Origin of the sequence: Streptomyces sp. NPDC007971 (genome assembly GCF_042958635.1) — a bacterium.
Taxonomy (GTDB): Bacteria; Actinomycetota; Actinomycetes; order Streptomycetales; family Streptomycetaceae; genus Streptomyces.
On sequence record NZ_JBIBJK010000016.1, the window covers coordinates 229,566 to 241,995 of the forward strand.

Consider the following 12,430-nt stretch of genomic DNA (forward strand, 5'->3'; position numbering starts at 1 on the left):
ATCGGACATTGGCCCCCTGAACCCACTATTCCGCTCCTGATCATGGCGACTGGGACACCCGGCACCGGGCGGCGAATCACACGGAAACGCCCGTTTTGCAGGGGATCGACTTCCACAGCTCGTGACACAGCCCTCACAAGACGTCACGGAGGTCACAGCTCGGGACACGGCTCTTGTTGGAGATCCGGCACTGTGCTGGAATTCCACGGACCGCCGCGGGATCGAGCCGGCGCGCAGGGCGCAACGCAGCGCCGAGTGGCGGCCGGATAGGGGGGAACCTGCGCCGGTCACTCCAGACCACTGGAGGGCGTAATTCAGGACGCTCTCCAATACGCCGACACCGTGTCCCTCCGTTCAACCGGAGGGGTGCCTGGTCCAGAGGTTGCGACGCTAGTGCAGGGACGTTTCAAGAGGGATGGCAGCGCTTCGGCGGAGCCCGAGGCGCACGGCGGGACCGACCGCGGTTCCTCGCCCCAGCACGCCCAGAATCCGGGCCAGGGCCCGGCCCCGTCCACAGACGGCGGCGGGCGCCCCGGCGCCTCGTCCCCCACCAACACCCCGATGGCCGACGGCTCCCCCGCCCCGGCCGTCAAGGCCCCCAAGAGCCAGACCGGCCCCGGTTCACGCGTGGCCCTGCGCAACTGGCGCATCTCCACGCGTCTGGTCTCGCTGCTCGCACTCCCCGTGGTCGCCGCGACCTCGCTGGGTGCGCTGCGCATCGACCAGAACATCACCGACATCCAGCAGCTCGACAACATGAAGCTGCTGACGGACATGACCAAGCAGGCCACCGAGCTGGCCGCCGCGCTCCAGGACGAGCGCGACGAGTCCGCCGGTCCGCTGGCCCACGGCCTCACGCCGAGCGACTACCAGGTCAAGGCGTACCAGGACAAGACCGACCGGGCCCGCGAGAACTTCCTCGACGCCTCCGAGCAGATCGACTCGGCGAGCAAGAACGGCAACCTCCAGGGAGTCCGCGACACCCTGGTGAGCCTCGCCAACCAGCTGGACGACCTCGCTCAGATCCGCAAGACCGCCTACCAGTCGAAGAACAACTCGACGCAGACGGTCGAGTCGTACCACCGGCTGATCACCCAGCTGGTCGACCTCTCCCAGTCGATGGCCGAGGCGTCCAGCAACCCGGAGATGATCACGCGCACCCGCGCCCTGGCGGCCTTCTCCACCGCCAAGGAGTACGCCTCCGTGCAGCGTGCCGTGATCGCCGCGGCGCTGACCTCCAGCGACACCTCCAAGGGCAACCTCTCCGAGAACGACCGCCTCTACGGCGAGTCGGCCTACGAGAGCGAAGGCTCCGAGATCGCGATCTTCCGGAAGATCTACAGCAACGAGAACCCGGACGAACTCCTCAAGCCGATCGAGGAGAACAACCCGACCATCCAGGCCGCGGACCTGTACGCCAAGCGCGCCTTCGCACCCCACGGCCTCGACGGTCTGCCGGCGCGGTCCTACAAGGACTGGGTCGACGACAGCTCGACCAAGATCGAGCAGATGAAGAAGATCGAGCACACGCTGCTCGAGGACATGGAGCAGAAGGCCCGCGAGCTGCGCAGCGCCTCCGAGCGCGACGCGATCATCTCCGGTGCGCTCATCCTGCTCGTGCTCGGCATCTCGCTCGTCGGCGCCTTCGTCGTGGCCCGGTCCATGATCCGCTCGCTGCGCCGCCTGCAGGAGACCGCCACCAAGGTCGCCCAGGACCGTCTGCCCGAGCTGGTCAAGCAGCTGTCCGAGTCCGACCCGCAGGACGTCGACACGTCCGTGGAGTCGGTCGGTGTGCACTCCCGGGACGAGATCGGCCAGGTGGCCGCGGCCTTCGACGACGTGCACCGCGAGGCGGTCCGCCTCGCCGCCGAGCAGGCCCTGCTGCGGGGCAACGTCAACGCGATGTTCACCAACCTCTCGCGCCGCTCCCAGGGTCTTATCCAGCGCCAGCTCTCGCTCATCTCCGAGCTGGAGTCCCGCGAGGCCGACCCGGACCAGCTGTCCTCCCTGTTCAAGCTCGACCACCTCGCGACGCGTATGCGCCGTAACGGTGAGAACCTCCTCGTCCTCGCGGGTGAAGAGCCCGGCCGCCGCTGGACCCGCCCGGTCCCGCTGGTCGACGTGCTCCGCGCCGCCGCGTCCGAGGTGGAGCAGTACGAGCGCATCGAGCTGGCCGCCGTGCCGACGACCGAGGTCGCCGGCCGCGTGGTCAACGACCTCGTGCACCTGCTCGCCGAGCTGCTGGAGAACGCGACCTCGTTCTCCTCGCCACAGACCAAGGTCAAGGTCACCGGTCACGCGCTGCCCGACGGCCGTGTGCTGATCGAGATCCACGACACCGGCATCGGCCTCTCCCCCGAGGACCTCGCGGCGATCAACGAGCGGCTCGCCTCCCCGCCCACCGTGGACGTGTCGGTCTCCCGCCGCATGGGTCTGTTCGTGGTCGGTCGTCTGTCCCAGCGTCACGGCATCCGCATCCAGCTGCGCCCGTCCGACTCCGGCGGTACGACCGCGCTGGTCATGCTGCCGGTCGACGTCGCCCAGGGCGGCAAGAAGCCCGCTCCGGGCAAGCCCGGCGCCCCGGCGCCGACCGGCGGTCCGGCCGCCGCGCAGGCCGCGGCCGGTGTGGCCGCCGCCCGTCGCAACAACGGCGGGGGCGGCCAGGGCGGTGCCCTCGGCGCTGCCCCCTCCGGCGGTGGACGTCTCGGTACCGGTCCCGGTCCGCGCGGCCAGGTCGGCTCCGCCCAGGGTCCCCGGGCCGCGCTGCCCGGCGCCGGCCAGGGCGGCCGTCCGGGTGCGCCCGGCGCGGCGCGCGGCCCGCAGGGTCCGGGTGCGGCGCAGCAGGGCCGTCCGGCTCCCGCCGGTGCGGGTCTGGGCGCCTTCGGCGGCGGCCAGAACCCGGGTGCCCCGCAGGGCCTGCAGGCCGCCGGCCAGGGCGGACCGGCGCAGGACGCCTTCGGCGGCCGCGGCCCCGCCCCGCAGCGCGGTGGCGTCGGCTCCGCCGACCAGGACCGTCAGCCCCAGCTGCCGCCGCGCGGCGGCTCGCGGGCCGAGCTGCCCGGCGCCAACCCGCCCTCACGCACCCAGGACTGGAGCGACAACGCCCAGGCCCCGGTGTCCCGTGCCTCGCTGGACGCCCCGCGCGGCCACGACGAGCAGGACCCGTCGCAGACCGCGCGCATGCCGCGCATCGACGACCGCCAGGGCCCGGGCTCGACCTCCGGGATACCGGCGATACCGAGGTCCGACGCGCAGAACCCGGCCGCCACGGGCGAGTTCCCCCGCCCGGACTTCGGCCTGGACGCCTCCACGGGCCAGTACCCGCGCCCGGACCTGAACGGCGCCGGCGCCTCCCAGAACACCGGCCAGTTCGCACGGCCCGGCACCCAGCAGGGCAACGACCAGTACGCCCCGCAGGGCGGCGGCCGGCCCGGCCAGCAGGGCGGCGACAGCCCCTACGTCCGCTCCGACATCTTCGGTACGTCGGGCGCCGGGCAGCAGGACTCGCAGAGCACCGGCCAGTTCGCGGCCCCGCAGGCCTACGACGCCGGTTTCGACAGCAGCTCCACCGGCCAGCACGCGCTGCCCGGCCGCCCGGGCCAGGGCCCGGCGAACGCCGGCCGGTCCGAGCGCCCGCAGCCGGGCGGCCGCGGCGACTTCGGCGACCGGCGCCCGCCGGCCGCGCAGCGTCCGGCCCGCCAGGAGCCCGAGGCCCTGCCTCCGGCCTCCGGCCCGGGTGACGGCCGTACCCCGCTGTACGACACGCTGGAGACCAACTGGTTCCACGGCAGTCAGCAGGGTCAGCCGGACAACGCCCCGGCCCCGGCCCCGCAGCAGCAGTCGGCTCCCGCGCCCGCTCCTCAGCGTCCGGCGTCCGCAACCAGTTCCTGGCGCACCTCGCCCAACGACGAGTTCGTCCGGCAGGCGGAGCGCGTACGGCAGCCGGCGGCAGGCGGCGTCACCACTTCCGGTCTGCCGCGCCGGGTGCCCCGTGCGAATCTCGTGCCGGGCACGGCTCAGCAGCAACAGCACCAAGCCGGTCCGCAGGTCTCGCGTGCGCCTGATGACGTACGCGGCCGGCTGACCAATCTCCGTCGGGGCATCGCGCAGGGTCGCCAGGCCGGCAACGGCCAGACCGGCAGCTACCCGAGCCCCACTCACCAGCAGGAGCGTTAGTTGAGTCCGATGAGCCAGGCGGCACAGAACCTGAACTGGTTGATCACCAACTTCGTGGACAACACCCCCGGGGTGTCGCACACGGTGGTGGTCTCCGCCGACGGCCTTCTGCTGGCGATGTCCGAAGGTTTCCCGCGGGACCGCGCCGACCAGCTGGCGGCCGTCGCGTCCGGGCTGACCTCCCTGACGGCCGGGGCCTCCCGGATCTTCGAGGGCGGCACCGTGGCACAGACGGTCGTCGAGATGGAACGCGGGTTCCTCTTCCTCATGTCCGTCTCGGACGGGTCGTCCCTCGCGGTCCTGGCCCATCCCGAGTGCGACATCGGTCTCGTCGGCTACGAGATGGCGCTGCTGGTCGACCGCGCGGGTGCGGTCCTCACCCCGGATCTGCGCGCCGAACTGCAAGGCAGTCTGCTCCACTGACCCGCCCCGGCACCACCCGTCACACCAAAACACCGTCCGGCCGCCACAATCCCCCCACGGCCCCGTCAGACGGCACGACTGACCGACTTGCTGTCCCGCCCGGAGGATTCATGACCCCGCCCACCGCCTCTCATGATCCGTACGCGGAGCCGTACGGGGACGAGGGCGACCAGCCGCTGGTACGTCCGTACGCGATGACCGGCGGCCGGACGCGGCCGCGCTATCAGCTCGCCATCGAGGCACTGATCAGCACCACGGCCGACCCGGCAGCACTCATGGGACTGCTCCCGGAGCACCAGCGCATCTGCCACCTGTGCCGGGAGGTCAAGTCGGTCGCGGAGGTCTCCGCGCTGCTGGCCATGCCGCTCGGCGTGGCCCGGATCCTGGTGGCCGACCTCGCCGAGGCCGGCCTGGTCGCCATCCACCAGCCGGGCGGCGACGAGAACAACGGTGGCGCTCCGGACGTGACGCTGCTCGAAAGGGTGCTCAGTGGACTTCGCAAGCTCTGACGCGGGCCGGGCCACCACCTCGGCGAAGATCGTGGTGGCGGGCGGCTTCGGCGTGGGCAAGACCACGTTCGTCGGCGCCGTCTCGGAGATCAACCCGCTGCGCACAGAGGCCGTCATGACGTCCGCGTCGGCGGGCATCGACGACCTCACCCACACCGGGGACAAGACGACCACCACGGTCGCCATGGACTTCGGCCGTATCACCCTCGACCAGGACCTGATCCTGTACCTCTTCGGTACGCCGGGCCAGGACCGCTTCTGGTTCATGTGGGACGACCTGGTGCGCGGCGCCATCGGCGCAGTGGTGCTCGTGGACACCCGGCGCCTGGCCGACTGCTTCCCCGCGGTCGACTACTTCGAGAACAGCGGTCTGCCCTTCGTCATCGCCCTCAACGGCTTCGACGGCCAGCAGCCCTACACTCCCGACGAAGTGCGCGAGGCGCTGCAGATCGGGTCCGACGCCCCGATCATCACGACCGACGCCCGCCACCGCGCGGACGCCAAGAGTGCCCTGATCACGCTGGTGGAACACGCCCTGATGGCGCGCCTGCGCTAGCACTCAAGTACGACGTGCCACAGGGCAGTTGTCGTAATGAGATCGGAGCCGACTGTGGCCTTTGACACGGTCGGCTCCGGTGTTCATAACAGTTCGGCAGAGGAATCGTCCGGCATCACCACGCGACGCGGTCGAGCGGTGCCGCTGTGCTCACAATCGCCCCGCCTTTTGGCGGGGCTCGCTCTTTATGACCGTTTTATCTGGTGCTTACAACGCCACCAGCCGGGGGTTTCCACTGTTTGGAAGTGCGCTGGTCCACGTGCTGGAATGCCTGAACTGCCCCTTAGTCAAAGACGTACTCACTGGTCGATGACGAACCGGGCTCTGAGAGACTGCGGCACGAGGTAGGTGCCGACCGCCGAGAGGTTGTTGGTCGAGTGAGGCGAAGCAAGAACGGTCCCGAGCCGTCGGCGCGGGGCAACTTCACCCCGCCGCCGCGCGCTGCGGCGCCCACCCCTGTGCCCGGTTCGGAGCCGGCGGCCACTCCCGCGCCCAGCGGCGGCCGCTTCTCCCCGCGCAACTGGCGCGTGCCGACCAGGCTGAACGCGATCCTGCTCATACCCGTGGGTGTCGGCCTGGTCATGGGCGGCTTCCAGGTGAAGAGCTCGATCGACACCTGGCAGGAAGCCCGGGACGCGGAGAGCACCGCACGCCTGGTGCGCGCCTCCCTGTCCTACGCCGACGCCCTCGAGAACGAGCGTGACGTCACCGCGGCCCCCTTGCTGCTGAACAAGAAGGACGCCGCCAGCAAGCAGACCGTCGACTCGGCCCGCAAGGCAACGGACCAGGCCGCCGCCGCGTTCACCCAGGCCGCGCAGGACATGCCGAACACGCCGGGCCTGGAGCGCCGGCTGAGGCTGTTCCGCAAGGCCGAGCCCGAGCTGGCGAAGCTGCGTCAGGTCGCGTACACCTCCAAGAAGCACGGCGTGGAGACCGAAGAGGGCTACGTCGACGTCAGCCACCCCCTGATGGAGTTCGCCAACGAGCTCGGTCTGGGCACCGGCAACATCACCTCCTACGGCCGTACCGTCTACGCCATCTCGCTGACCAAGGCCGCGCTGTCGCTGGAGCGGTCCATCGGCACGCACCTGCTGGTCAAGCCCGGCCCCGACGCCCCGAACCTGGCGACCCAGCGGGTCTCCCTGTCCTCGTACGCCTACCTGGAGCGGATCGCCCGGGAGGAGTACCTCGGCGGTGGCACCGACGCGGACGCGCAGAAGCTGAGCGACGCGGAAACGAAGATCAAGACGGACGCCGTCGCCATGGCCGAGCAGGCCAAGGGGGCGAACCCGCAGTACGTCCCCCCGCCGGCCGACCCGACCAAGCTGATCGGGGGGCTCGTCACCATGAAGGACACCAGCGCGCTCACCCGCCAGCAGCTGGCGCAGGGCGGCATCACGCCCGAAAACTGGTGGGCGCTCAACACCCTCAAGTACAAGGCCTACCGACAGATCGAGTCGGACCTCGCCGACAAGGCGGTGAACGAGGCCTCGAACATCGCCGACAACGCCAAGGCCTCGGCGATCACCACCGGTGCCGTCGTCGTGGTCGCGCTGCTCCTCGCGTTCATCCTGGCCGGTGCCGTGGCCCGCCAGATGAGCCGCTCGATGCGCCAGCTGCGCAACGCCGCCTTCGGCATCGCCGAGCAGCGCCTGCCGATGCTGGTCGACCAGCTCTCGCGCACCGACCCCGGCCGGGTCGACACCCGGGTCGCGCCGATCCCGATCACCACCAAGGACGAGATCGGCGAGGTCGCCCGCGCCTTCGACCAGGTCCACCGCGAGGCCGTTCGACTCGCCTCCGAGCAGGCCCTGCTCCGTGGCAACATCAACGCGATCTTCACCAACCTCTCGCGCCGCAACCAGTCGCTGATCGAGGGCCAGCTGACCCTGATCACCGACCTGGAGAACAACGAGGCCGACCCGGACCAGCTGGAGAACCTCTTCCGCCTGGACCACCTCGCCACCCGTATGCGCCGCAACGGCGAGAACCTCCTGGTCCTCGCCGGCGAGGAGCCCGGCCGCCGCTGGGACCAGCCGGTCCCGCTGGTCGACGTCCTGCGCGCCGCCTCCTCCGAGGTGGAGCAGTACGAGCGCATCGAGCTGTCGGGCGTCCCGGAGGCCGAGATCCACGGCCGCGCCGTGACCGACCTCGTGCACCTGCTGGCCGAGCTGCTGGAGAACGCGACGACGTTCTCCTCCCCGCAGACCAAGGTTCGCGTGACCGCCACCCGTCTCCCCGACGGTCGCGTCATGATCGAGATCCACGACAAGGGCATCGGCCTGACCGCCGAGGACTTCGCGGACATCAACCACAAGCTGGCCAACCCGCCGACCGTGGACGCCGCGATCTCCCAGCGCATGGGCCTGTTCGTGGTCGGCCGGCTGTCCGACCGGCACGGCATCCGCGTCCAGCTGCGTCCCTCGGGCGAGCAGGCCGGCACGACCTCCCTGGTCATGCTGCCGGACGCCATCACGCACGGCGGTGGCGCCGAGACGCCGCTGGACCACGATGAGTTCACGGTCTCCCAGATCATCCCGGACCAGCAGTTCCAGGGTGAGAGCTTCGGCCAGGTGGCGCCCATGCGCACCGCCGCCGAGCTGGGCTTCGACGACAGCCGGTACTCCGAGGTCCCCGACGACATCCGCGGGCTGGACCCCGTCGGCCGCTCGCTGGCACGCGAGGGGCGCCGTGCGGCCCTGGAGGCCCACAGCCACGAGCAGCCGCAGCAGGAGAACGCCGAGCAGTCCGGGTTCCGCGACGACTTCGACGCCCGGCAGGGCTTCGACGGCAGCAGCACGGGCTACACCGAGCAGCCGGGCTACCCGGAGCAGCCGCAGCAGGCCTACCAGGAGCAGACGTACGAGGAGCAGCAGCGCCCCGCGTACGAGGAGCCGTACGAGAAGTCGTACGACGACCAGTACTACGCGCCGAACGGCGGCCTGCCGCAGAACGACGGTTTCACCTCGAACGGCGGCTACCGCGACCCCGCGTCGTATGCGGAGCCTGCCCAGGAGGAGCCCGCGCCCACGCACGCTGCGGCGGCGGACGCCTTCGGGTCCTTCCAGACCCAGCCCTACCAGGACGACTGGCCCCAGCAGGACGGCTACCAGAACGGCTATCCGGCCCAGTACGCTCCGGAAACGGAATCGTCGCAGGCCGGTGACGCGAGTGAGCGGAACCGCGTAGGCTTCGACCGTCCGGGACCGGCCTCTCCCGCCTCCCACCAGCTGACCGACGCCGGGCTGCCCCGCCGGGGATCCACCGCGAGCGGATCCAACGGTGCGAGTGCCCCGAACGGCACGGCGCGCGTGCAGCGGGAAACGCCGGCTCCCGCGCAGGACAACACTCCGGCGGCGGGCGGCGACAACAGCTGGCGTTCGGCGAACGACGAGCGCTGGCAGCAGGCCTCCCAGCTCCGGAAGCCCAAGGCGGGCGGGGTCACCTCCTCCGGCCTGCCGCGGCGGGTGCCCAAGGCCAACCTGGTCGAGGGTGCCGCCGAGACAACCCCACAGGGAGGCCCCCAGGTCTCCCGCGCCCCGGAGGACGTCCGGGGCAGGCTGAGCAACCTGCGTCGAGGCGTCCAGCGCGGACGCAGCGCAGGCAGTGAAACGAACGGCCAGGGCTTCGGTCCTGACAGCACCTACAACCAGGAGCGTTAGTGTGAGCCCGATGAGCCAGGCGGCACAGAACCTGAACTGGTTGATCACCAACTTCGTGGACAACACCCCGGGGGTGTCCCACACGGTGGTGGTCTCCGCCGACGGACTCCTTCTGGCGATGTCCGAAGGCTTCCCCCGCGACCGCGCCGACCAGCTCGCGGCCGTCGCCTCCGGTCTGACGTCCCTGACGGCAGGCGCCTCCCGCATCTTCGAGGGAGGCCACGTGAACCAGACGGTTGTGGAGATGGAGCGGGGATTCCTCTTCCTCATGTCCATCTCCGACGGTTCGTCGCTCGCGGTTCTGGCCCACCCGGAGGCGGACATCGGCCTCATCGGGTACGAGATGGCCCTTCTGGTGGACCGCGCGGGCACGGTCCTCACCCCGGATCTTCGTGCAGAACTCCAGGGAAGCCTTCTCAACTAATAGTCAGACGGTGCGTATTCGCGTCCCGTGGCCGTAAGGTTTCGGGACGCGGCTCCACACGGATGGGTGCCCGGCGCAGTTCGGAGGAGGAGAGATAGTGGCAACACCCCCAGGCGGTTCGTCTTCGGGCAACTGGTCGTACGGCCCTGCCCAGGGCCAGGGCGACGGATCGGCGAACCGGTACAACTTCCCCTCCGCCCCGAGCCACCGGCAGCCGTACGCCCCGCAGGGCCCCGGCCCTTCGCCGTACGACCAGCCGTCGGCGCCGCGTATCCAGCCGGTTCAGCCGCAGCGCCGCCCCGAGCCGGCGCCGGCGACTGCTGCCAACAACCCCCTGGTGCGTCCGTACGCCATGACCGGCGGCCGGACTCGCCCGCGCTACCAGCTCGCCATCGAGGCACTGGTGCACACCACCGCCGCTCCGCACCAGATGCAAGGCCAGCTGCCCGAGCATCAGCGGATCTGCAACCTGTGCCGGGAGATCAAGTCGGTCGCCGAGGTCTCGGCGCTGCTGACCATCCCCCTCGGCGTGGCCAGGATCCTCGTCGCCGACTTGGCGGAAGCGGGCCTGGTCGCCATCCATCAGCCCGGCGGCGACGAGAACGCCGGTGGCCAGCCAGACGTGACACTGCTCGAAAGGGTGCTCAGTGGACTTCGCAAGCTCTAGCGGCGGTCCTTCCCGCTCCACCACCTCCGCGAAGATCGTGGTGGCGGGCGGCTTCGGCGTGGGCAAGACCACGTTCGTCGGCGCCGTCTCGGAGATCAACCCGCTGCGCACAGAGGCCGTCATGACGTCCGCGTCGGCCGGTATCGACGACCTCACCCACACCGGGGACAAGACGACCACCACGGTCGCCATGGACTTCGGCCGTATCACCCTCGACCAGGACCTGATCCTGTACCTCTTCGGTACGCCCGGTCAGGACCGCTTCTGGTTCATGTGGGACGACCTGGTGCGCGGCGCCATCGGCGCGATCGTCCTGGTGGACACCCGGCGCCTGGCCGACTGCTTCCCCGCGGTCGACTACTTCGAAAACTCGGGCCTGCCTTTCGTCATCGCCCTCAACGGCTTCGACGGCAACCAGCCGTACAACCCCGACGAGGTCCGCGAAGCACTGCAGATCGGCCCCGACACCCCGATCATCACGACCGACGCCCGTCACCGCGCGGACGCCAAGTCGGCGCTGATCACGCTGGTCGAGCACGCCCTGATGGCGCGCCTGCGCTAGCACCGCCGCTCCAGGACGCCCACGAAGCCCCTGCCCCTCCCCCTGGGAGAGACAGGGGCTTCGTGGTGCGTCACCGTCCTGGGTACACGCCGCCCTCGCCCTCGCCCTCGCCCTCGCCCTCGCCCTCGCCCTCGCCCTCGCCCTCGCCCTCGCCCTCGCCCTCGCCCTCCGCAGCGATACGCCCCGTGCACACCAAGAAGGGCCCCTCCGCAGTGGAGGGGCCCTTCAGGAACCAGTGGGCTCGGCGGCGCTGCCTAGCCGTGCCAGCTGTGCGGTGCACGGAAGCCGGGCTCGCGCTCCAGGCGGCGCCAGCCGGCCTTTGCGCGGCCTCGGTGCGTCTGGGCCGAGGGCTCGGTCCGGGCGGCGGCACGGGCCAGCAGGACTGCCGTGATGGCGGCGACTTCCTCCGGCTCGGCGTGGCCCTTCTCGACGCGGATGTCAGGCGTGTTCATGGGTGTCAGTCTCCGTGAGAGAGAGGTCCGCGGGGTTGCCGCGGCGGGTCCACTCGGTTACTGCGGGGGGTTGCCGTGCTTGCGGGACGGCAGGTCTGCGTGCTTGGAATGCAGCATCGCCAGGGACTTGACCAGGACCTCGCGGGTTTCGGCGGGGTCGATGACGTCGTCCACCAGGCCGCGCTCCGCCGCGTAGTACGGGTGCATCAGCTCGGCCTTGTACTCCTTGACCATCTTCTGCCGCATGGCCTCGGGGTCCTCGGCACCGGCGATCTGACGGCGGAAGATGACGTTGGCCGCGCCTTCCGCGCCCATCACGGCGATCTCGTTGGTGGGCCAGGCGTAGGTGAGGTCGGCGCCGATCGACTGGGAGTCCATGACGATGTAGGCACCTCCGTACGCCTTGCGCAGGATGAGCGAAATCCTCGGCACGGTCGCGTTGCAGTAGGCGTACAGCAGCTTCGCGCCGTGGCGGATGATTCCGCCGTGCTCCTGGTCCACACCGGGCAGGAACCCCGGTACGTCCAGGAAGGTCACGATCGGGACATTGAAAGCGTCACACATCTGGACAAAGCGCGCAGCTTTTTCGCTCGCCTCGATGTCCAGGACGCCCGCGAGGACCTGGGGCTGGTTGGCGATGATGCCGACGACCTGGCCGTCCAGGCGGGCCAGCGCGCAGATGATGTTGCGCGCCCAGCGCTCGTGGACCTCCAGGTACTCGCCGTCGTCGACGATCTCCTCGATGACCTTGGCCATGTCGTAGGGCCGGTTGCCGTCGGCCGGGACCAGGTCGAGCAGGACGTCGGAGCGGCGGTCCGCCGGGTCGGAGCACTCCACCCGCGGGGGGTTCTCGCGGTTGTTCATCGGGAGCAGGGAGACGAGGTAGCGCACCTCGGCGATGCACGTCTCCTCGTCGTCGTAGGCGAAGTGGCACACGCCCGAGGTCTCCGCGTGCACGTCCGCGCCGCCGAGCCCGTTCTGGGTGATCTCCTCGCCGGT

The 12,430-nt window shown here is 70.5% G+C and carries 11 protein-coding genes; 8 read left to right on the forward strand and 3 right to left on the reverse strand.

The features are described from left to right. Positions 1-393 precede the first annotated feature (393 nt). From ACFZCP_RS31180 to ACFZCP_RS31215, 8 genes are all read left to right on the forward strand, one after another. Positions 394-4,176: a nitrate- and nitrite sensing domain-containing protein gene (locus ACFZCP_RS31180; protein WP_391433365.1), complete on the forward strand. Its 3,783-nt coding sequence runs from the start codon at positions 394-396 to the stop codon at positions 4,174-4,176. Between the two features lie 9 nt (positions 4,177-4,185). Then, a complete protein-coding gene (locus ACFZCP_RS31185) occupies positions 4,186-4,599 on the forward strand; it encodes a roadblock/LC7 domain-containing protein (RefSeq protein WP_023546525.1) in 414 nt (137 codons plus the stop codon). A gap of 110 nt (positions 4,600-4,709) precedes the next feature. Further along, positions 4,710-5,108, forward strand: a complete 399-nt coding sequence (locus ACFZCP_RS31190; protein WP_019058642.1) for a DUF742 domain-containing protein — start codon at positions 4,710-4,712, stop codon at positions 5,106-5,108. Then, positions 5,089-5,664: an ATP/GTP-binding protein gene (locus tag ACFZCP_RS31195; RefSeq protein ID WP_391433373.1), complete on the forward strand. Its 576-nt coding sequence runs from the start codon at positions 5,089-5,091 to the stop codon at positions 5,662-5,664. Before ACFZCP_RS31190 ends, ACFZCP_RS31195 begins: the two co-directional genes overlap by 20 nt. A 377-nt stretch (positions 5,665-6,041) precedes the next feature. Next, positions 6,042-9,326, forward strand: coding sequence for a nitrate- and nitrite sensing domain-containing protein (locus ACFZCP_RS31200; RefSeq protein ID WP_391433376.1), 3,285 nt, complete (start codon positions 6,042-6,044; stop codon positions 9,324-9,326). A 10-nt stretch (positions 9,327-9,336) separates the two neighbouring features. Continuing rightward, positions 9,337-9,750: a roadblock/LC7 domain-containing protein gene (locus ACFZCP_RS31205; RefSeq protein ID WP_037625176.1), complete on the forward strand. Its 414-nt coding sequence runs from the start codon at positions 9,337-9,339 to the stop codon at positions 9,748-9,750. Between the two features lie 97 nt (positions 9,751-9,847). Further along, entirely contained in the window at positions 9,848-10,417 is a 570-nt protein-coding gene (locus ACFZCP_RS31210; protein WP_059252787.1) for a DUF742 domain-containing protein, read from the forward strand. Then, positions 10,398-10,979 carry an ATP/GTP-binding protein gene (locus tag ACFZCP_RS31215; protein WP_026248371.1) on the forward strand — a complete coding sequence of 194 codons (582 nt, stop codon included), beginning with the start codon at positions 10,398-10,400 and terminating at the stop codon, positions 10,977-10,979. The genes ACFZCP_RS31210 and ACFZCP_RS31215 overlap by 20 nt, the downstream gene beginning before the upstream one ends. A 70-nt stretch (positions 10,980-11,049) precedes the next feature. Here the strand turns inward: ACFZCP_RS31215 and ACFZCP_RS31220 are convergent, their stop codons facing one another. The 3 genes from ACFZCP_RS31220 to ACFZCP_RS31230 form a co-directional block, all read right to left on the reverse strand. Next, positions 11,050-11,175: a hypothetical protein gene (locus ACFZCP_RS31220; protein ID WP_391433381.1), complete on the reverse strand. Its 126-nt coding sequence runs from the start codon at positions 11,173-11,175 to the stop codon at positions 11,050-11,052. A 58-nt stretch (positions 11,176-11,233) separates the two neighbouring features. After that, complete coding sequence (locus tag ACFZCP_RS31225) at positions 11,234-11,431, reverse strand: acyl-CoA carboxylase subunit epsilon (RefSeq protein ID WP_362691223.1); 198 nt, start codon at positions 11,429-11,431, stop codon at positions 11,234-11,236. Positions 11,432-11,488: 57 nt separating this feature from the next. Then, positions 11,489-12,430 (reverse strand): carboxyl transferase domain-containing protein (locus ACFZCP_RS31230; RefSeq protein WP_391433387.1); only part of this gene is annotated, 942 nt, incomplete at its 5' end.

Coding starts and splice junctions, on each gene's coding strand:
- ACFZCP_RS31190 (WP_019058642.1), top strand. CDS start 4,710: ATGACCCCGCCCACCGCCTCTCATGATCCGTACGCGGAGCCGTACGGG.
- ACFZCP_RS31185 (WP_023546525.1), top strand. CDS start 4,186: ATGAGCCAGGCGGCACAGAACCTGAACTGGTTGATCACCAACTTCGTG.
- ACFZCP_RS31205 (WP_037625176.1), top strand. CDS start 9,337: ATGAGCCAGGCGGCACAGAACCTGAACTGGTTGATCACCAACTTCGTG.
- ACFZCP_RS31225 (WP_362691223.1), bottom strand. CDS start 11,431: ATGAACACGCCTGACATCCGCGTCGAGAAGGGCCACGCCGAGCCGGAG.